Below are 19,601 nucleotides of genomic sequence, written 5' to 3'. Positions count from 1 at the left end.
GTTACTCCATGATGTCCATCCTGCGACGTGGCCTGCTGGTTCTGCTGGCCTGTGTGCCGCTGCTGGCCAACGCTGCCGACCAATCGGCCCATGACCTTGTGGATCGCACCACCAAGGAGCTGCTGGCAGACCTGGCGGCGAACAAGGAACAGTACAAGGCCAGCCCGGACAAGTTCTACGATGCGCTGAACAACATCATCGGCCCGGTGGTGGATGCCGACGGCATCTCCAAGAGCATCATGACCGTCAAGTACTCGCGCGGCGCCAGCCCTGCGCAGATCCAGCGCTTTGAAGAAAACTTCAAGCGCAGCCTGATGCAGTTCTACGGCAACGCCCTGCTGGAATACAACAACCAGGGCATCACCGTCAGCCCGGCCAAGGACGAGAGCGGCGACCGCACCAGCGTCGACATGACCGTCAAGGGCAACAATGGCGCCGTCTACCCTGTGCAATACACCCTGGTCAAGCTGAACGGCGAATGGAAAGTGCGTAACGTCATCGTCAACGGCATCAACATTGGCAAGCTGTTCCGCGACCAGTTCGCCGACGCCATGCAGCGCAACGGCAACAACCTGGACAAGACCATCGACGGCTGGGCCGGCGAAGTGGCCCAGGCCAAGCAGAAGGCCAACACCGACAAGGCTGCCCAATGACCCAGGCAGCCATCAGCCAGGGTGCTGGCGGCGAGCTGCTGTTGACCGGCGTGCTGGACTACAGCACCGGCAAGGCCCTGCGCAACCAGGGCCAGAAGCTGGTGCAGGCAAGCCCAGCCAGCGCGCTGGTGCTTGATTGCACCGGCGTGGTCAAGTCCAGCAGCGTGGGCCTGTCCCTGCTGCTGTGCCTGCAGCGGGACGCCATTGCCAGCGGCAAGACCCTGAGCATTCGGGGCCTGCCGCGTGACATGCAGCAAATTGCCGAGGTGTGCCAGGTGAGCGGTATTTTGTCCGCCGCATGAGCATTCAGGCACAATGAACAAGCCCCTCCGTCCGAGTCCTTGCAAGCAGGGTTCGCAGGCGAGGGGCTTTTTTTGTATGATGGCCGACCCGCGCGCACAGGGCGCCGATCGAGGTTGAGCATGCAGGCCGTAGAAGTTAAGAGCTTCCTTGAAGCACAGCTGGCAAATGTCCAGGTCGAAGTTGAAGGCGAAGGCTGCAACTTCCAATTGAACGTGATCAGTGACGAGCTGGCCGCATTGAGCCCGGTCAAGCGTCAGCAGCAGATCTATGCTCATCTCAATCCCTGGATCGTCGATGGCAGCATCCATGCGGTCACAATGAAATTTTTCAGCAGCGCAGCCTGGGCTGAGCGCACCTGAGCCTGAGGGCGTCGAGATTCTTATGGACAAACTGATTATTACTGGCGGCGTTCGTCTTGATGGCGAAATCCGCATTTCCGGGGCGAAGAACTCCGCCCTGCCGATCCTGGCCGCAACACTGCTGGCCGATGGCCCGGTGACCGTGGCCAACCTGCCGCACCTGCACGACATCACCACGATGATCGAGCTGTTCGGCCGCATGGGCATCGAGCCTGTGATCGACGAAAAACTGTCGGTCGAGATCGACCCGCGCACCATCAAGACTCTGGTCGCACCGTACGAGCTGGTGAAAACCATGCGTGCGTCGATCCTGGTGCTGGGCCCAATGGTTGCCCGTTTCGGTGAAGCCGAAGTGGCCCTGCCTGGCGGTTGCGCCATCGGCTCGCGTCCGGTGGACCTGCACATCCGTGGCCTGGAAGCGATGGGCGCGGTCATCGACGTGGAAGGCGGCTACATCAAGGCCAAGGCGCCTGAAGGCGGCCTGCGTGGTGCCAACTTCTTCTTCGATACCGTCAGCGTGACCGGTACCGAGAACATCATGATGGCCGCAGCCCTGGCCAACGGCCGCAGCGTGCTGCAGAACGCCGCGCGCGAGCCGGAAGTGGTCGACCTGGCCAACTTCCTGATCGCCATGGGTGCCAAGATTCACGGCGCCGGCACCGACACCATCACCATTGATGGCGTGAAGCGCCTGGATTCGGCTACCTACAAGGTAATGCCTGACCGCATCGAGACCGGCACCTACCTGGTGGCCGCAGCCGCCACCGGTGGCCGCGTGAAGGTCAAGGACACCGACCCTACCATTCTCGAAGCCGTACTCGAGAAACTGAAGGAATCGGGCGCCGAGATCACCGTGGGCGAGGACTGGATCGAGCTGAACATGCATGGCAAGCGTCCGAAGGCCGTCAACGTGCGCACCGCGCCGTACCCGGCCTTCCCGACCGACATGCAGGCGCAGTTCATCTCCCTGAACGCCATTGCCGAAGGCACTGGCGCGGTCATCGAGACCATCTTCGAAAACCGCTTCATGCACGTGTATGAAATGCACCGCATGGGCGCGCACATCCAGGTGGAAGGCAACACTGCCATCGTCACCGGCACCGAGAAGCTCAAGGGCGCGCCAGTCATGGCTACCGACCTGCGCGCTTCGGCCAGCCTGGTAATCTCGGCACTGGTTGCCGAGGGCGACACCCTGATCGACCGCATCTACCACATCGACCGTGGTTACGAGTGCATCGAGGAAAAACTGCAGATGCTGGGCGCGAAGATCCGTCGCGTGCCGGGCTAACCTGCTTTCGGGCGCAGGGACGCGCCCCATGAATCTGTCCAGCCAGGCCTTGTGGGCCTGGCAGTGGCCCGGCGCCGTTTGCGACCGGGCACAATCCTGATTAAGGAAAGACGTTTTCCATGTTGACCATCGCGCTGTCCAAGGGCCGCATTCTCGACGATACCCTGCCATTGCTGGCAGAGGCCGGCATCGTGCCGACCGAGAATCCGGATAAGAGCCGCAAGCTGATCATCCCCACGACCCAGGACGACGTGCGCCTGCTGATCGTGCGTGCCACCGACGTGCCGACCTATGTCGAACATGGCGCCGCCGACCTCGGCGTGGCGGGCAAGGACGTGCTGATGGAATACACCGGCCAGGGCCTGTACGAGCCACTGGACCTGCAGATTGCCAAGTGCAAGCTGATGACCGCCGGCGCCATTGGTGCGGTGGAGCCCAAGGGCCGCCTGCGCGTGGCCACCAAGTTCGTCAACGTAGCCAAGCGCTACTACGCCGAACAGGGCCGCCAGGTCGACATCATCAAGCTGTACGGCTCCATGGAGCTGGCCCCGCTGATCGGCTTGGCCGACAAGATCATCGACGTCGTCGACACCGGTAACACCCTGCGCGCCAACGGCCTGGAACCCCAGGAACTGATCGCCACGATCAGCTCGCGCCTGGTGGTCAACAAGGCTTCCATGAAGATGCAGCACGCCCGCATCCAGGCGCTGATCGACACCCTGCGCAAAGCGGTGGAATCGCGACACCACGACTGACCCACATGCGCGGCCTTGAGCCGCGCCCATCTATCCGTGTCATAGCCAGAATTCTCAGGTGCCCACGCGGATGGCTTGGTAGTCTAGCGGCGCCTGAGATTTGCTATTTTCAGCATTCGCCAACTATTGAGGCCCGCTATGACCACGTCCACTGCAATCCGCCGACTCGACGCCACTGATCCGGACTTCGCGCGCCATCTGGATCATCTGCTGAGCTGGGAAAGCGTGTCCGACGACTCGGTCAACCAGCGCGTGCTCGATATCATCAAGGCCGTGCGCGAGCGTGGCGATGCGGCGCTGGTGGAATTCACCCAGCGCTTTGACGGCCTGCAAGTGGCCTCCATGGCCGACTTGATCCTGGGGCGCGAGCGCCTGGAGCTGGCCCTGACGCGCATCACCCCCGAGCAGCGCCAGGCGCTGGAAACCGCGGCCGCCCGCGTGCGCAGTTACCACGAAAAGCAGAAACAGGATTCCTGGAGCTACACCGAGGCCGACGGCACCGTGCTGGGCCAGAAGGTCACCCCGCTGGACCGCGCCGGCCTGTACGTGCCTGGCGGCAAGGCGTCTTACCCATCTTCGGTGCTGATGAATGCCATTCCCGCCAAGGTGGCCGGCGTGACCGAAGTGGTCATGGTGGTGCCCACCCCGCGTGGTGAAGTGAACGAACTGGTGCTGGCCGCCGCCTGCATCGCCGGCGTCGACCGTGTGTTCACCATCGGTGGCGCCCAGGCCGTGGCCGCGCTGGCCTATGGCACCGAAAGCGTGCCGCAGGTGGACAAGGTGGTAGGCCCGGGCAATATCTACGTGGCCACCGCCAAGCGTCACGTGTTTGGCCAGGTAGGCATCGACATGATTGCCGGCCCTTCGGAAATCCTGGTGGTGTGCGACGGCCAGACCGACCCGGACTGGATCGCCATGGACCTGTTCTCCCAGGCCGAGCACGATGAAGATGCGCAGTCGATTCTGGTCAGCCCGGACGCCGAATTCCTCGACAAGGTGGCCGCCAGCATCGACAAGCTGCTGCCGACCATGGACCGTGCGGAAATCATCAAGACCTCGATCAACGGCCGTGGCGCGCTGATCAAGGTGGCCGATATGGAGCAGGCCATCGAAGTGGCCAACCGCATTGCCCCGGAGCACCTGGAGCTGTCGGTCGCCGACCCGCAGGCCTGGTTGCCGAAAATTCGCCACGCCGGTGCCATCTTCATGGGCCGTCACACCAGCGAGGCGCTGGGCGACTACTGCGCCGGCCCCAACCACGTGCTGCCTACCTCGGGCACCGCGCGGTTCTCCTCGCCGCTGGGCGTGTATGACTTCCAGAAACGCTCGTCGATCATCTTCTGCTCGCAGCAGGGTGCCTCCGAGCTGGGCAAGACCGCTTCGATCCTGGCCCGCGGCGAGTCGCTGAGCGCCCACGCCCGCAGCGCCGAATACCGCATTCTCGCCGACGACAAGCAGGGGAACTGAGACATGAGCAAATTCTGGAGTTCCTTCGTCAAGGAATTGGTGCCCTACGTGCCGGGCGAGCAGCCCAAGGTCGCCAACCTGGTGAAACTCAACACCAACGAAAACCCCTACGGCCCGTCGCCGAAGGCGGTCGAAGCCATGCGCGCCGAACTGGGCGACAGCTTGCGCCTGTACCCAGACCCAAACAGCGACCTGCTCAAGCAGGCGGTGTGCGAGTTCTACGGCGTGCAGCCCAACCAGGTGTTCCTGGGCAACGGCTCGGACGAGGTGCTGGCGCACATTTTCCACGGCCTGTTCCAGCACGAGCAGCCGCTGCTGTTCCCGGACATCAGCTACAGCTTCTACCCGGTTTACTGCGGCCTCTACGGCATCGCCTTCGAACAGGTGGCGCTGGACGCGCAGTTCCAGATCCGCGTCGAAGACTATGCACGCCCCAACGGCGGCATCATCTTCCCCAACCCCAACGCGCCTACCGGCTGCCTGCTGGCGCTGGACGCGGTCGAGCAACTGGTGAAGAACAGCCCGGATTCGGTGGTGGTGGTCGATGAGGCCTACATCGACTTCGGTGGCGAGACGGCCATCAGCCTGGTCAACCGCTACCCGAACCTGCTGGTGACCCAGACCCTGTCCAAGTCGCGCTCCCTGGCCGGCCTGCGCGTGGGCCTGGCAGTCGGCCACCCGGACCTGATCGAGGCGCTGGAGCGGGTCAAGAACAGCTTCAACTCCTACCCGCTGGACCGCCTGGCCATCGTCGGTGGCGCAGCGTCGTTCAAGGACCGCGAGTACTTCGAGCACACCTGCAAGCTGGTGATCGACAGCCGCGAGAAGCTGGTGGCTGAACTGGAACAGCGCGGTTTCGAAGTGCTGCCGTCGGCGGCGAACTTCATCTTCGCCCGCCACCCACAGCAGGACGCCGCAGCCATCGCCGCCAAGGTGCGCGAGAAGGGCGTGATCGTGCGCCACTTCAAGCAGCAGCGCATTGCCCAGTTCCTGCGCATCAGCATCGGCACACCTGCGCAGAACCAGGCGCTGCTGGACGCGCTGTAACGGGGCAGCCCTGACGCGGCCTTTGGCCGCTGCTACGGAGGTTGCGTAGCGGCTGCCGAAGGCCGCGTGCGGCCACACCATGAAAAAGCCCGCTTTCGCGGGCTTTTTGCTGGGCCTTTCTCACTTCTAGCGAGCCACGCTGATCCGCTTCATGGAGATCTTGTCGTACGCTACATTGATACCCTCCAACTCAAGGGTCAAGGTCGCGTCCGATACCTGGAACTCGTAGGTGTAGTCTTGTGTACCGGCTACCACTTTGATTGCCTCAACGCGGCCAGCCGCCAGTTGAAGGAACACGTAGCCATACACGAACGATGGAAGGTCGTTGGCGGCGCAGGTGATCCTGTAGGTGGCTCCAGGGGTCAGCCCCGTAATGGGTTGATAAGCGAAAGCGCCGCCGCCTCGTAGTTCGCAACGGCCATCATAAATGGCGACGTTGCCCCTGGTTTCCCAGTTTTCCGCGCCAAAATCAAAGTCACCATTCTTGATGACTTCATCCGGGTCCGGCACATCTTTTACAAGGGAAATGTTCAGGACAAAAAACGGGTTGGTGTCATTCCCTGTAAAGCGGACCTTGGTTTCGGAAGTGTTTTCACGCGTGACGAAGCTACGTTTTGTTCCGTTTGACTCCACGTGGATAGTTTGCGTAACCACCCCGTCTTCCAGTACATGCGCGACGCCCGCTCCCCAGGCGGGGCCTGCTCCTGTGAAGCGAAGGGTGTACGGGGTTGCTCGCTCGGCCTGTACCGTTTGGGTGATATTTCCGCCGTTGGCCAATTCGGCAGCGTTCGCCAAGGCTTTGCAATTCTCGGGGTTGCCGCGGTTGTCGACCACCCAGTGAGTAAATGTGCCTTCGAAAGCACTATTTTTGATCAGGTTGTCGATTTCGAACTGTTCGCTGGAAGTCGTCGACTGATCTTGCGTTGGATGCTGAATGGACATATTTATTGCTCCAGATTTGTCTTGTCTGGAGAGCATGGGCAGAGTATCTACACGGGGCTACTGTTAGAACTATCAGTTGGCCAAATGCCATCAAACAAAAGGCCCGCTTTCGCGGGCTTTTTCGTTACTGCACTTCTTCAGTGGCGCTCGGCGCTGGCGGCGGCCGCAGGCCTACTTCGGCGGTAAGCTTCATTTCCTTGCCGTTGCGCATGATCTGGATGGCGATCTTGTCGTTCGGCTTGGTGCGCGCCACCTGGTTCATCGACTTGCGCCCGTCACCGGCAGGTTGGTCGTCGATGCTCAGGATCACATCACCCAGCTGCAGGCCGGCTTTCTGCGCCGGGCCGTCGCGGAAGATGCCGGCGACGACGATGCCCGGGCGGTCTTTCAGGCCGAAGGAGTCAGCCAGTTCCTGGGTCAACGGCTGTACTTCAATGCCCAGCCAGCCGCGAATCACCTGGCCATGCTCGATGATCGACTTCATCACCTCCAATGCCAACTTGATCGGGATGGCGAAGCCGATGCCCTGCGAGCCGCCGGACTTGGAGAAGATGGCGGTGTTGATACCGGTCAGGTTGCCGTTGGCGTCCACCAGCGCGCCGCCGGAGTTGCCCGGGTTGATGGCGGCGTCGGTCTGGATGAAGTCTTCATAGGTGTTCAGGCCCAGCTGGTTGCGGCCGGTGGCGCTGATGATGCCCATGGTCACGGTCTGGCCGACGCCGAACGGGTTGCCGATGGCCAGGGCCACGTCGCCGATACGGATGTTGTCGGAGCGGCCGATGGTGATCGACGGCAGGTTCTTGAGGTCGATCTTCAGCACCGCCAGGTCGGTCTCCGGGTCGCTGCCGATGACGTGGGCCAGAGTCTCGCGGCCATCTTTAAGGGCTACCACGATCTGGTCGGCGCCGGTGACCACATGGTTGTTGGTCAACAGGTAGCCTTCGGGGCTCATGATCACGCCCGAACCCAGGCTCGACTCCATGCGCTTCTGCTTGGGCAGGTTGTCACCAAAGAAACGGCGGAACTGCGGGTCTTCGAACAGTGGGTGGTTGGTCTTGTTGACCACCTTGGTGGTGTACAGGTTGACCACCGCCGGCGCCGCCAGCACCACGGCGTCGGCGTAGGTGACCGGGCCCTGGACCACGCTTGAGGAGGTCTGGGCCACTTGCTGCAGGTTGACGTCCTGGCTCGGCAACCCGACCAGTTGCGGGAAGCGCTGGATGATCAGCAATGCGATGAGTAAACCAGTCAGCAGCGGCCAGCCAAAATAACGCAGTGCCTTGAACATTTAACGGATCCTGGGAGTTTGCACGGAGCGTGAGCCAAACCCGTGTGGGTGGCTCATAATGGGCGCCATTATACGAGTGGTTTAGCCGCTCTGAACTGCTATTTAGGAGTCTTTTATGGCTGTTGCCCTGAGCACCCTGGTGGAAGAGGCCGACCGTTACCTCAACAGCGCGAAAATCCAGGATTACTGCCCCAATGGCCTGCAGGTTGAGGGGCGCCCGCAGGTGATGCGCATCGTCAGCGGCGTCACCGCCAGCCAGGCTCTGCTGGATGCGGCGGTGGAAGCCCAGGCCGACCTGGTGCTGGTGCACCATGGCTACTTCTGGAAGGGCGAGAACCCTTGCGTGGTGGGCATGAAGCAGCGCCGGCTGAAAACCCTGCTCAAGCACGACATCAGCCTGCTGGCCTACCACCTGCCGCTGGACCTGCACCCCGAGGTGGGCAACAACGTGCAGCTGGCTCGCCAGCTGGACATTACCGTGGAAGGCCCGCTGGACCCCGACAACGCCCGCGTAGTGGGGCTGGTGGGCTCGTTGGCCGAGCCCATGACTGCCCGCGACTTCGCCCGTCGGGTGCAGGAAGTCATGGGCCGCGAGCCGCTGGTCATCGAAGGCAGCGACATGATCCGCCGCGTCGGCTGGTGCACCGGGGGCGGCCAGGGCTACATCGACCAGGCCATCGCTGCCGGCGTCGACCTGTTCATCAGCGGTGAAGCCAGCGAGCAGACCTTCCACAGCGCGCGCGAAAACGACGTGAGCTTCATCGCCGCCGGCCACCACGCCACCGAGCGCTACGGCGTGCAGGCGCTGGGCGACTACCTGGCAAGGCGCTTTGCGCTGGAGCACATTTTCATCGACATCCCGAATCCTATTTGAGGGGAAGGGCCCAAACTCCCAGGCATATTCTTATACTGCTTCGTTCTAACCACCCAATTAGATAGAAGAGGCCGCTGTGCTAGAGTGGGCGGCTCGAACACGGCCCGCAGGCCGTCCATAACGAATGTAATCCCCGTGAGTAGCCATGGTCGACAAACTGACGCATTTGAAACAGTTGGAGGCGGAGAGCATCCACATCATCCGTGAGGTGGCCGCCGAGTTCGATAACCCGGTGATGCTCTATTCCATCGGCAAAGACTCCGCCGTGATGCTGCACCTGGCACGCAAGGCGTTCTTCCCCGGCAAGCTGCCGTTCCCCGTGATGCACGTGGACACCCAGTGGAAGTTCCAGGAGATGTACAAGTTCCGCGACCGCATGGTTGAAGAGCTGGGCCTGGACCTGCTGGTGCACGTGAACCCCGAAGGCGTGGCGCAGGGCATCAACCCCTTCACCCACGGCAGCTCCAAGCACACCGACATCATGAAGACCCAGGGCCTCAAGCAGGCGCTGGACAAGTACGGCTTCGACGCCGCCTTCGGTGGCGCGCGTCGCGACGAAGAGAAGTCGCGTGCCAAGGAGCGTGTCTACTCGTTCCGTGACAGCAAGCACCGCTGGGACCCGAAGAACCAGCGCCCCGAGCTGTGGAACGTGTACAACGGCAAGGTCAACAAGGGCGAATCCATTCGCGTGTTCCCCCTGTCGAACTGGACCGAGCTGGATATCTGGCAGTACATCTACCTGGAAGGTATCCCGATCGTGCCGCTGTACTTCGCCGCCGAGCGCGAAGTGATCGAGAAGAACGGCACCTTGATCATGATCGACGACGATCGCATCCTTGAGCACCTCAGCGAGGAAGAGAAGGCGCAGATCGTCAAGAAGAAAGTGCGTTTCCGTACCCTTGGCTGCTACCCGTTGACGGGCGCGGTGGAGTCGGAGGCCGAGAGCCTGACCGACATCATTCAGGAAATGCTCCTGACGCGAACTTCCGAGCGCCAGGGCCGGGTCATCGACCACGATGGCGCCGGTTCGATGGAAGACAAGAAACGTCAGGGCTATTTCTAAGTTAGGGTCGAACCATGTCGCATCAATCCGATTTGATCAGCGAGGACATCCTCGCCTACCTGGGCCAGCACGAGCGCAAGGAACTGCTGCGCTTCCTGACCTGTGGCAACGTCGACGACGGCAAGAGCACCCTGATCGGGCGCCTGCTGCACGACTCCAAGATGATCTACGAAGATCACCTGGAAGCCATTACCCGTGACTCGAAGAAAGTCGGCACCACCGGTGACGACATCGACCTGGCGCTGCTGGTGGACGGCCTGCAGGCCGAGCGCGAGCAAGGCATCACCATCGACGTGGCCTACCGCTACTTCTCGACTGCCAAGCGCAAGTTCATCATCGCCGATACCCCGGGCCACGAGCAGTACACCCGCAACATGGCCACCGGTGCCTCCACCTGTGACCTGGCGATCATCCTGGTCGACGCCCGCTACGGCGTGCAGACCCAGACCCGTCGCCACAGCTACATTGCTTCGCTGCTGGGCATCAAGCACATCGTGGTTGCCATCAACAAGATGGACCTGAAGGGCTTCGACGAAGGCGTGTTCGAGGAAATCAAGGCTGATTACCTGAAGTTCGCCGAAGGTATCGCCCTGAAGCCGAGCAGCCTGCACTTCGTGCCGATGTCGGCCCTCAAGGGCGACAACGTGGTGAACCGCAGCGAGCGTTCGCCGTGGTACACCGGCCAGTCGCTGATGGAAATTCTCGAAACCGTGGAAGTCTCGGGCGACCGCAACCTGACCGACCTGCGCTTCCCGGTGCAGTACGTCAACCGTCCGAACCTGAACTTCCGTGGCTTCGCCGGCACCCTGGCCAGCGGCATCGTGCACAAGGGCGACGAAGTCGTGGTGCTGCCGTCGGGCAAGAGCAGCCGGGTCAAGTCGATCGTCACCTTCGAAGGTGAACTGGAGCAGGCCGGCCCAGGCCAGGCCGTGACCCTGACCATGGAAGACGAGATCGACATCTCCCGTGGCGACCTGCTGGTACACGCCGACAACGTGCCAACCGTGACCGACAGCTTCGACGCCATGCTGGTGTGGATGGCTGAAGAGCCGATGCTGCCGGGCAAGAAATACGACATCAAGCGTGCCACCAGCTACGTGCCGGGCAGCATTGCCAGCATCGTCCACAAGGTCGACGTCAACACCCTGGCCGAAGGCCCGGGCAGCGCGCTGGCCCTGAACGAGATCGGCCGCGTGAAGGTTGCGCTGGACAGCTCCATCGCACTGGACGGCTATGACAGCAACCGCACCACCGGTGCGTTCATTGTCATCGACCGCCTGACCAACGGCACCGTTGGCGCCGGCATGATCATCGCCCCGCCAGTGGTACCGCACGGCGCGGCTGGCCACCACGGCAAGCTGGCTCACGTTGCCACCGAAGAGCGCGCCCTGCGCTTCGGCCAGCAACCGGCCACCGTGCTGTTCAGCGGCCTGTCGGGCGCTGGCAAGAGCACCCTGGCCTACGCCGTGGAGCGCAAGCTGTTCGACATGGGCCGCGCGGTCTACGTGCTGGACGGCCAGAACCTGCGTCACGACCTGAACAAGGGCCTGCCGCAGGACCGCGCCGGGCGTACCGAGAACTGGCGTCGTGCCGCCCACGTGGCGCGCCAGTTCAACGAAGCCGGCCTGCTGACCCTGGCCGCCTTCGTCGCCCCGGATGCCGAAGGCCGCGAACAGGCCAAGGCGCTGATCGGCGCCGATCGCCTGCTGACCGTCTACGTGCAGGCATCGCCACAGGTGTGCCGGGAGCGTGACCCGCAAGGCCTGTACGCTGCCGATGGCGACAACATCCCGGGTGAGTCCTTCCCGTACGATGTGCCATTGAACGCCGACCTGATCGTCGACACCCAGAGCGTTTCGCTGGAAGAAGGCGTGAAGCAGGTGCTGGAGCTGCTGCGTTCGCGCGGCGCCATCTAAGCAACAGCACTGTAGAAAAAGCCCGCGCCTCGCAAGAGCCGCGGGCTTTTTCATGGATACTGTTCGCGTTACCGCCGGCTAACCCGTAGCAGCGGCCCCAGGCCGCGTCCCAAACGCCGCGGTACGGCAGGTAAACCACATCACGCGCCCTTGCCCACCATCAAAGAGAAAATCGCGATAAACCCCAGGAACGCCTAAGGCAAGCTGAGAGCCGGAAATTTAAGGCTGACAGCGTTTCTAGCCGTAGCGCTTGTCAGTCATGAATACAGGTTCTGTCCAATGTGGGCCTTTTCTCATCTTTCCTAGAGGAGTTTCTGTTTGGATTACCCCAGTGTCGAGCAGGTGCTGATAGGTCAGCATCAGTTCGTAACTGGAGGTGTTGGGCCATCCGTGGCTGGAAAATAGCCGATCCATCTGAGGGTAGCCTGGCGCATTTTTTAAGGTTGCCAGCATCTTTATGATGTCTTCTGTCGGTTCATTTTTGAATAGTTCATCGATGTTGAGCATTGTGGTTATATCCTGAACCCGGGTTTTTTGTTAATGGCAAGCCAGGCTTTCAACTCATCAAGCAACGATTCAGGCGTACAGTCTCCGGTTTCAGGGTAATAGATCAGATCCGTTCCGCTCGGGTGCTCTACGACCTGTCGGTAATGGATGAGGAGAGTGTCTAAAAGAGCATCCGTAGGCGCCTGGTTTTCCCGAAAGATGAATCTCAGCAACTCTAGAAATTCTGCTTCGGTGTAGTCTGAAAGAGTGTTTTTCAGAAGGTGTTGGTCAAGTCTTCGCAAGCGGGTGTCCCCTGCGTTAGGCATCGCGCTTAGCCGCTGCTGACAGGCGGCGTTGCTCAGCTAAGTGGAGCCAGGCGCTATTATTCGTAACGGCGGTCAGCCAGGAATGCGGGTTCTGTCCAGTGTGGGCCTTTGCCTATCTTTCCTTGGGGTGTGACCAGTTGGATCACGCCGGTGTCGAGTAAGCGCTGATAGGTCAGGATCAATTCATAGCTCGATGTGTTTGGCCAACCGCGGCGGGAAAACAAGCGATCCATTCGAGGGAGGTCGGGCGCATTCTTGAGTGTTGCCAGAAGCTTTATGATGTCTTCGGTTGTTTCGATTCTGAATATTTTCTCAAAGGGCGGTGGCTTTCGAGTCATACAGGTCTCCTGGGCTGCAGGCTCATCATGAGTTTGCAGGGGCGAGATTTCTGTCAGCTGCGTCCAGATTTGGTGTGGGAGACTTCCGAGAGCCAGTCTTTTAGCCATGGCAATTCCGTGTGCCGGGGCTGTCTCTTGTTTATGTAGTAATCATTTTTTGGCCATAAAAAAAGGAGCCATCAGGCTCCTTTTTTCAATAACACGGGCGCTTACTTGCGCTTGAGCCCGTACTGCTCGTCCAGCATGCCTGGCGAGTTAGGCGCCTTGGGCGCGTAGTCGCGGGGCGGCTCGGCGTCGCGCGGTGGGGTGAGGCGTTCGCGGGGGCCGGCACTTTCAGCGTGCAGGGCCGCCAGCAGGCGTTGGCGGGTCAGTTCGTCCAGGGCCAGCTGGTTGGCGCCCTCGGCGAGATGCTCCTGCACTTCCTGATAGCTCTGGGTCATTTTCTTGACCAGCGAAGCCGTTGTGTTGAAGTGGGTGACCACGTCATTCTGGTAGCTGTCGAAGCGTTCCTGAATCTCGTCCAGCTGGCGCTGAGTGCTGCTGGGAGCGGCATTGGGCACGAGGCGGGCGATAACCAGGCCAATCACGACACCCACGACGAGGGCGATTGTCGGCAACAACCAAACTAAGAGCGAGTGTTCCACGAGTCCTTCCTCTATAAACGGCTTTGCTTTACGTTAACGGCTCTAACCTGCGCTGTATACCGCGAGCAATCGCAAATATTTCAGACAGAATCCTTCGACTAGACGAGTCGACCCCTTTCGAGGTCACGGAGTGTACCCTTGCTGATCCGCGAAACCCCCGTTTTCATCGATGGCCCGCAGGGCCAGCTCGAGGCGCTGTACCTGGACACCCCCGACGCGCGCGGCATTGCGCTGATCTGCCACCCCAACCCGGTGCAGGGTGGCACCATGCTCAACAAGGTCATCTCGACCCTGCAGCGCACCGCCCGTGACGCAGGCTTTGTTACGTTGCGTTTCAATTACCGTGGCGTGGGCGCCAGCGCCGGCAGCCACGACATGGGCAACGGTGAAATCGATGACGCCCAGGCCGCCGCCGCCTGGCTGCGCAGCCAGCACCCCGAGCTGCCGCTGACGCTGTTGGGCTTCTCGTTCGGCGGTTTCGTTGCCGCAAGCCTGGGTGGCCGCCTGGAAGCGGCGGGGCAGAGCGTGCAGCGCCTGTTCATGGTGGCGCCCGCGGTGATGCGCCTGGGCCCTGAGCATAGCCTGCCGCTGGGCGGCACGCTGACCGTGATACAGCCTGAAACCGACGAAGTGGTGGACCCGGCGCTGGTGTATGCCTGGTCTGAAGCGCTGCAACGTCCCCACGAGCTGCTGAAAGTGGCAGAATGCGGACACTTTTTTCATGGCAAGCTGACCGACCTGAAAGATCTGGTCCTGCCACGCCTTTCGAACTGATTGCAGACAGACAAGAATTAGCCCATGACCACTCGTATCCTGACCGGTATCACCACCACTGGCACGCCCCACCTGGGCAACTACGCCGGTGCCATCCGCCCGGCCATCGTCGCCAGCCGCCAGGCCGACTTCGACTCGTTCTATTTCCTGGCCGACTACCACGCGCTGATCAAGTGCGATGACCCGCAGCGCATCCAGCGCTCGCGCCTGGAAATCGCCGCCACCTGGCTGGCCGGTGGCCTGGACGTGGACCGCGTGACGTTCTACCGCCAGTCCGATATCCCGGAGATCCCCGAGCTGACCTGGCTGCTGACCTGCGTGGCCGGCAAGGGCCTGCTCAACCGCGCGCACGCCTACAAGGCGTCGGTGGACAAGAACGTGGAAGCCGGCGAAGACCCGGACGCCGGCATCACCATGGGCCTGTTCAGCTACCCGGTGCTGATGGCGGCCGACATCCTGATGTTCAACGCCCACCAGGTGCCGGTCGGCCGCGACCAGATCCAGCACGTGGAAATGGCCCGTGACATTGGCCAGCGCTTCAACCACCTGTTCGGCCAGGGGCGCGAGTTCTTCGTGATGCCCGAGGCGCTGATCGAGGAAAGCGTGGCCACCTTGCCAGGCCTGGACGGGCGCAAGATGTCGAAGAGCTACGACAACACCATCCCGTTGTTCAGCAGCGCCAAGGAAATGAAGGACGCCATTTCGCGCATCGTCACCGACTCCCGTGCCCCGGGCGAGGCGAAAGACCCGGACAACTCCCACCTGTTCACCCTGTACCAGGCCTTCGCCACCCCGGCGCAGCAAGCCGAGTTCCGCGAAGAGCTGCTGCAGGGCCTGGGCTGGGGCGAAGCCAAGAACCGCCTGTTCACCCTGCTGGACGGCGAGCTGGGCGAAGCGCGCGAGAAATACCACCAGTTCATCGCCCGCCCGGCCGACCTGGAAGACATCCTGCTGGCTGGCGCCGCCAAGGCCCGCCAGGTCGCCACGCCGTTCCTCGGCGAGCTGCGCGAAGCCGTTGGCCTGCGCTCGTTCCGCGAACAGGGCCCGGTCGCCGCTGCTACCAAGAAGAAAGCCGCCAAGACTGCGCGTTTCGTCAGCTTCCGTGAAGACGACGGCAGCTTCCGCTTCCGCCTGTTGGCTGCCGATGGCGAGCAATTGCTGCTGTCGCGCAACTTCGCCGACGGCAAGGCCGCCGGCCAGGTCAGCAAACAGCTGCAGAGCGGCGCTGCACTGGACGTGCGCAGCCAGGGTAATGGCTTCACCTTGTGGCTGGATGACGCTTGCGTGGGCGACAGCCCCGAATTCGCCGACACTGCGGCTCGCGATGCGGCGGTAGAGGCTCTGCGCCTGGCCTTGCAGCCCCAACAGGACTAATGCGACCAACTGTCGCAAGTCTAATTGCCATAACCCAGGGTCGTCGTTACAGTGACGACCCGTTTTTGTTGCCCTGCTAACGAATATGACGCCTCTAGAACGATATCAAGCTGACCTCAAACGCCCCGAGTTCTTCCATGATGCTGCGCAGGAAACCGCGGTGCGTCACCTTCAGCGTCTGTACGACGACCTGGTCGCGGCGCATGACAGCAAGCCAGGCCTGCTGGGCAAGCTGTTCGGCAAGAAAGAGCCGACGCTGGTCAAGGGCCTGTACTTCTGGGGCGGCGTAGGGCGGGGCAAGACCTACCTGGTGGACACCTTCTTCGAGGCATTGCCGTTCAAGGAGAAGGTGCGCACCCACTTCCACCGCTTCATGAAGCGCGTGCACGAAGAGATGCGCACCCTCAAGGGTGAGAAAAACCCGCTGACGGTGATCGCCAAGCGTTTCTCCGACGAAGCACGGGTCATCTGCTTCGACGAATTCTTCGTTTCCGACATCACCGACGCCATGATCCTCGGCACGCTGATGGAAGAACTGTTCAAGAACGGCGTGACCCTGGTGGCCACGTCCAACATCGTGCCCGATGGCCTGTACAAGGACGGCCTGCAGCGCGCGCGCTTCCTGCCGGCCATTGCCCTGATCAAGCAGAACACCGAGATCGTCAACGTCGACAGCGGCGTGGACTATCGCCTGCGCCACCTGGAGCAGGCCGAACTGTTCCACTACCCGCTGAACGAAGCGGCCGCGGAAAGCCTGCGCAAGAGCTTCAAGGCGCTGACCCCGGAATGCACGGCGGCGGTGGAAAACGACGTGCTGATGATCGAGAACCGCGAGATTCGCGCGCTCAAGACCTGCGACGACGTGGCCTGGTTCGACTTCCGCGAACTGTGCGACGGCCCGCGCAGCCAGAACGACTACATCGAACTGGGCAAGATTTTCCATGCCGTGCTGCTCAGCGGCGTGGAGCAGATGGGCGTGGCTACCGATGACATCGCCCGGCGCTTCATCAACATGGTTGACGAATTCTACGACCGCAACGTGAAGCTGATCATCTCGGCCGAAGTCGAGCTGAAGGATCTGTACACCGGCGGCCGCCTGATGTTCGAATTCCAGCGGACGCTGAGCCGCCTGCTGGAAATGCAGTCGCACGAATTCCTGTCGCGCGCGCACAAGCCCCGACCCGTGGGGGAGCGGGCTTGCCAGCGAGCTTTGAGGGCCCTCAACAGCTCGCTGGCAAGCCAGCTCCCACATACATCAGGCTTCTTGCAGGAACTGCTGCCGGTACTGGTTCGGCGACAACGCCGTGTGCTGGCGGAACAGGCGCGCGAAGAAGCTCGCGTCGTCGTAGCCCACCTCATAGCTGATGGTCTTGATGCTCTTGCGCGAGCCCGACAGCAAGCCTTTCGCCGTTTCGATGCGTAGCCGCTGCAGGTAGTGCAGTGGCTTGTCGCCGGTGGCGTTCTGGAACCTGCGCATGAAATTGCGGATGCTCATGCCATGTTCGCGGGCCACGTCCTCGAAGCGGAACTTGTCGGCGAAGTGTTCCTCCAGCCACTGCTGGATCTGCAGAATGATCAGGTCCTGGTGCAGCTTCTGCCCGCCAAAGCCCATGCGCCCCGGCGTGTAGTTGCGCTGCACCTCGTAGAGAATGTCGCGCGACACGGCCTGGGCCACGCTGGCGCCACAGAAACGCTCGATCAGGTAAATGTACAGGTCGCAGGCGGAGGTGGTGCCGGCGGCGCAGTACAGGTTGTCGGCGTCGGTGAGGTGCTTGTCCTGGTTGAGGATCACCTGCGGGAAGCGCTCGGCGAACTGGCCGAAGAAGCGCCAGTAGGTGGTGGCCTCCTTGCCGTCCAGCAGGCCGGCCTCGGCCAGCCAGAACACGCCGCTGGCCTCGCCGCACAACACCGCGCCACGGGCATGCTGGGCGCGCAGCCAGGGCAGTACCTGCGGGTAGCGCAGGCACATGGCGTCGAAATCATCCCAGAAGGCTGGTAGCACGATAATGTCGGCGTCTTCCAGGGTGCCGTCGACGGGCACCTGCACGCCGCTGAAGGTCACCACCGGCTGGCCGTCGGGGCTGATCAGGCGGGTTTCGAAAAGGGACGTCAGGCCCTGGCCCATCTGTTTGCCGTGGCGCAGGCTGGCCAGGTGGAAAAAATCCTTGGCATGCATCAGCGTCGAGGCGAACACCTTGTCGATGGCCAGAATGCTCACGCGCCGCAGGGACGGGGTATTCGGGGTAAACATCATGTTCATTATTCTTATAAGGGATAGTGGTCAATAAGCGGCTGGATCGTCTTATTTTTTGGCGTTTGTGTCCAGTGCCGATACATGCCGCCGCGCTTGGTATCAGGTATCTACCATGGATTGCGCAGCGAGAGGTGTAGGACGATTCCTAGGGAGGGCAAGGTGCTTGATGGGTGCGTGGCGGGGCGCGGCCTTTGGCCGCTGCTACAGGCTTCGTAGCAGCGGCCGCAGGCCGCGTCAGGGCCATCACGGCGCCGGGTTGGGCTGATCCTTGTGGATGGCCTCGATGCCTTCCAGTACTTCGTCACTCAGCTTCAGGTCGAAGCTGGCGATGTTGGCGTCCAGTTGCTCAAGCGAGGTGGCGCCGATGATGTTGCTGGTCACGAACGGCTGCTGGGTGACGAACGCCAGGGCCATTTGCGCCGGGTCCAGGCCGTGCTCGCGGGCCAGGGCCACGTAGCGGCTGCAGGCGGCCACGCTTTGCGGGTTGGAATAGCGGCTGAAGCGGCTGAACAGGGTGAGGCGGGCGTTGGCCGGCTTGGCGCCGTTCTCGAACTTGCCCGACAGCATGCCGAAGGCCATGGGCGAATACGCCAGCAGGCCGCACTGTTCGCGAATGGCAATTTCCGCCAGGCCCACTTCGAAGCTGCGGTTGAGCAGGTTGTAGGGGTTCTGGATCGACACCGCGCGCGGCCAGCCGCGGCTCTCGGCCAGCTGCAGGAACTTCATGGTGCCCCACGGCGTTTCGTTGGACAGGCCGATATGGCGGATCTTGCCGGCTTTCACCTGCTCGTCCAGCGCTTCCAGGGTGTCTTCCAGCGGCGTGATCAGGTCGTCCTGGGTGTGCTGGTAGCCCAGCTTGCCGAAGAAATTGGTGCTGCGCTCGGGCCAGTGCAGCTGGTACACATCGATCCAGTCGGTCTTGAGGCGCGCCAGGCTGGCGTCCAGTGCCTGCACGATGTGCTCGCGGTTGTGGCGCAGCTGGCCGTCGCGGATGTGCGCGATGCCGTTGCCGGGGCCGGCGATCTTGCTGGCCAGCACCCAATCGGCGCGGTCGCCGCGGCTGTGGAAGTAATTGCCGATGACCCGTTCGGTGGCCGCGTAGGTTTCCGGACGAGGGGGCACGGGGTACATTTCCGCCGTGTCGATGAAATTGATGCCCGCGTTCTTGGCCCGCTCGATCTGCGCGAAGCCCTCTGCCTCGGTGTTCTGCTCGCCCCAGGTCATGGTGCCCAGCGCCAGGGCGCTGACCTTGATGTCGGTGCGGCCGAGTTGACGGTAATCCATCCTGCTACTCCTCAAGGCAAAAGGATCATAAAAGCAGGTTGATATTTTTTTCGCAATCTGGATAATTCGCCCCCTCTCTCTGCAGTGGAAGTGATGCGCCGCTCGCCGAAGAATCTTGCCGTATATTGGACGCGCTGACCCGAGCCCCCGATAGCGTCTGTATCCG

General features: G+C 61.9%; 20 protein-coding genes and 1 pseudogene. 13 read left to right on the top strand and 8 right to left on the bottom strand.

The features are described from left to right. Positions 1–8: 8 nt before the first annotated feature. The 7 genes from AC0SZ7_RS13700 (at position 9) to hisC (ending at position 5,872) form a co-directional block, all read left to right on the top strand. Positions 9–653, top strand: a complete 645-nt coding sequence (locus tag AC0SZ7_RS13700; RefSeq protein WP_475504911.1) for an MlaC/ttg2D family ABC transporter substrate-binding protein — start codon at positions 9–11, stop codon at positions 651–653. Continuing rightward, positions 650–955, top strand: coding sequence for an STAS domain-containing protein (locus AC0SZ7_RS13695; RefSeq protein ID WP_475504910.1), 306 nt, complete (start codon positions 650–652; stop codon positions 953–955). Before AC0SZ7_RS13700 ends, AC0SZ7_RS13695 begins: the two co-directional genes overlap by 4 nt. Before the next feature lie 120 nt (positions 956–1,075). Continuing rightward, positions 1,076–1,315, top strand: a complete 240-nt coding sequence (locus AC0SZ7_RS13690; RefSeq protein ID WP_027976826.1) for a BolA family protein — start codon at positions 1,076–1,078, stop codon at positions 1,313–1,315. A gap of 22 nt (positions 1,316–1,337) precedes the next feature. Further along, a complete protein-coding gene (gene murA / locus AC0SZ7_RS13685) occupies positions 1,338–2,603 on the top strand; it encodes a UDP-N-acetylglucosamine 1-carboxyvinyltransferase (protein ID WP_027976827.1) in 1,266 nt (421 codons plus the stop codon). 119 nt (positions 2,604–2,722) lie between these two features. Continuing rightward, a complete protein-coding gene (gene hisG, locus AC0SZ7_RS13680) occupies positions 2,723–3,358 on the top strand; it encodes an ATP phosphoribosyltransferase (protein ID WP_027976828.1) in 636 nt (211 codons plus the stop codon). 138 nt (positions 3,359–3,496) lie between these two features. Then, entirely contained in the window at positions 3,497–4,825 is a 1,329-nt protein-coding gene (gene hisD / locus AC0SZ7_RS13675) for a histidinol dehydrogenase (protein ID WP_475504909.1), read from the top strand. 3 nt (positions 4,826–4,828) lie between these two features. After that, positions 4,829–5,872, top strand: a complete 1,044-nt coding sequence (gene hisC, locus AC0SZ7_RS13670; RefSeq protein ID WP_475504908.1) for a histidinol-phosphate transaminase — start codon at positions 4,829–4,831, stop codon at positions 5,870–5,872. A 126-nt stretch (positions 5,873–5,998) separates the two neighbouring features. Here hisC and AC0SZ7_RS13665 read toward each other — a convergent pair whose 3' ends face one another. Next, a complete protein-coding gene (locus AC0SZ7_RS13665; protein WP_475504907.1) occupies positions 5,999–6,814 on the bottom strand; it encodes a carbohydrate binding domain-containing protein in 816 nt (271 codons plus the stop codon). A 124-nt stretch (positions 6,815–6,938) separates the two neighbouring features. Next, positions 6,939–8,102 (bottom strand): Do family serine endopeptidase AlgW, encoded by a 1,164-nt coding sequence (algW, locus tag AC0SZ7_RS13660; protein ID WP_475504906.1) that lies wholly within the window; start codon positions 8,100–8,102, stop codon positions 6,939–6,941. Positions 8,103–8,217: 115 nt separating this feature from the next. Here algW and AC0SZ7_RS13655 point away from each other — a divergent pair, with 115 nt between their 5' ends. From AC0SZ7_RS13655 to cysN, 3 genes are all read left to right on the top strand, one after another. Further along, positions 8,218–8,976, top strand: coding sequence for a Nif3-like dinuclear metal center hexameric protein (locus AC0SZ7_RS13655; protein WP_475504905.1), 759 nt, complete (start codon positions 8,218–8,220; stop codon positions 8,974–8,976). 145 nt (positions 8,977–9,121) lie between these two features. After that, positions 9,122–10,039 (top strand): sulfate adenylyltransferase subunit CysD, encoded by a 918-nt coding sequence (gene cysD, locus AC0SZ7_RS13650; RefSeq protein WP_008365348.1) that lies wholly within the window; start codon positions 9,122–9,124, stop codon positions 10,037–10,039. Positions 10,040–10,053: 14 nt separating this feature from the next. Then, a complete protein-coding gene (gene cysN, locus AC0SZ7_RS13645) occupies positions 10,054–11,955 on the top strand; it encodes a sulfate adenylyltransferase subunit CysN (protein ID WP_475504904.1) in 1,902 nt (633 codons plus the stop codon). Positions 11,956–12,192: 237 nt separating this feature from the next. Here the strand turns inward: cysN and AC0SZ7_RS13640 are convergent, their stop codons facing one another. The 4 genes from AC0SZ7_RS13640 to AC0SZ7_RS13625 all read right to left on the bottom strand — a co-directional run bounded on the left by AC0SZ7_RS13640 (position 12,193) and on the right by AC0SZ7_RS13625 (position 13,749). Continuing rightward, positions 12,193–12,462 carry a hypothetical protein gene (locus AC0SZ7_RS13640; protein WP_475504903.1) on the bottom strand — a complete coding sequence of 90 codons (270 nt, stop codon included), beginning with the start codon at positions 12,460–12,462 and terminating at the stop codon, positions 12,193–12,195. A 5-nt stretch (positions 12,463–12,467) separates the two neighbouring features. Continuing rightward, entirely contained in the window at positions 12,468–12,767 is a 300-nt protein-coding gene (locus tag AC0SZ7_RS13635; RefSeq protein WP_475504902.1) for a bacteriocin immunity protein, read from the bottom strand. A 56-nt stretch (positions 12,768–12,823) separates the two neighbouring features. Next, the gene (locus tag AC0SZ7_RS13630) at positions 12,824–13,213 is read right to left on the bottom strand and encodes a hypothetical protein (RefSeq protein ID WP_475504901.1); all 390 of its coding nucleotides are present in this window, start codon (positions 13,211–13,213) and stop codon (positions 12,824–12,826) included. Between the two features lie 101 nt (positions 13,214–13,314). Further along, positions 13,315–13,749 carry a Z-ring associated ZapG family protein gene (locus tag AC0SZ7_RS13625; protein WP_475504900.1) on the bottom strand — a complete coding sequence of 145 codons (435 nt, stop codon included), beginning with the start codon at positions 13,747–13,749 and terminating at the stop codon, positions 13,315–13,317. A gap of 138 nt (positions 13,750–13,887) precedes the next feature. On the opposite strand from AC0SZ7_RS13625, the gene AC0SZ7_RS13620 reads away from it, so the two are divergent. From AC0SZ7_RS13620 to zapE, 3 genes and pseudogenes are all read left to right on the top strand, one after another. Further along, complete coding sequence (locus tag AC0SZ7_RS13620; protein WP_475504899.1) at positions 13,888–14,523, top strand: alpha/beta hydrolase; 636 nt, start codon at positions 13,888–13,890, stop codon at positions 14,521–14,523. Between the two features lie 24 nt (positions 14,524–14,547). Continuing rightward, entirely contained in the window at positions 14,548–15,897 is a 1,350-nt protein-coding gene (locus AC0SZ7_RS13615) for a tryptophan--tRNA ligase (protein WP_475504898.1), read from the top strand. Positions 15,898–15,982: 85 nt separating this feature from the next. Next, positions 15,983–17,074: pseudogene (gene zapE / locus AC0SZ7_RS13610) on the top strand (cell division protein ZapE); the annotation flags it as partial. A 78-nt stretch (positions 17,075–17,152) separates the two neighbouring features. On the opposite strand, the gene AC0SZ7_RS13605 reads toward zapE, so the two are convergent. Further along, positions 17,153–18,049: a GlxA family transcriptional regulator gene (locus tag AC0SZ7_RS13605; protein ID WP_475505085.1), complete on the bottom strand. Its 897-nt coding sequence runs from the start codon at positions 18,047–18,049 to the stop codon at positions 17,153–17,155. 345 nt (positions 18,050–18,394) lie between these two features. Then, positions 18,395–19,435: an NADP(H)-dependent aldo-keto reductase gene (locus AC0SZ7_RS13600; RefSeq protein ID WP_475504897.1), complete on the bottom strand. Its 1,041-nt coding sequence runs from the start codon at positions 19,433–19,435 to the stop codon at positions 18,395–18,397. Positions 19,436–19,601: the final 166 nt, after the last annotated feature.

The sequence above is a fragment of the Pseudomonas sp. JC1203 genome (genome assembly GCF_056175065.1).
The sequence above is the reverse complement of the archived record's forward strand: the minus strand, read 5'-3'. Positions and strand labels throughout refer to the sequence as shown.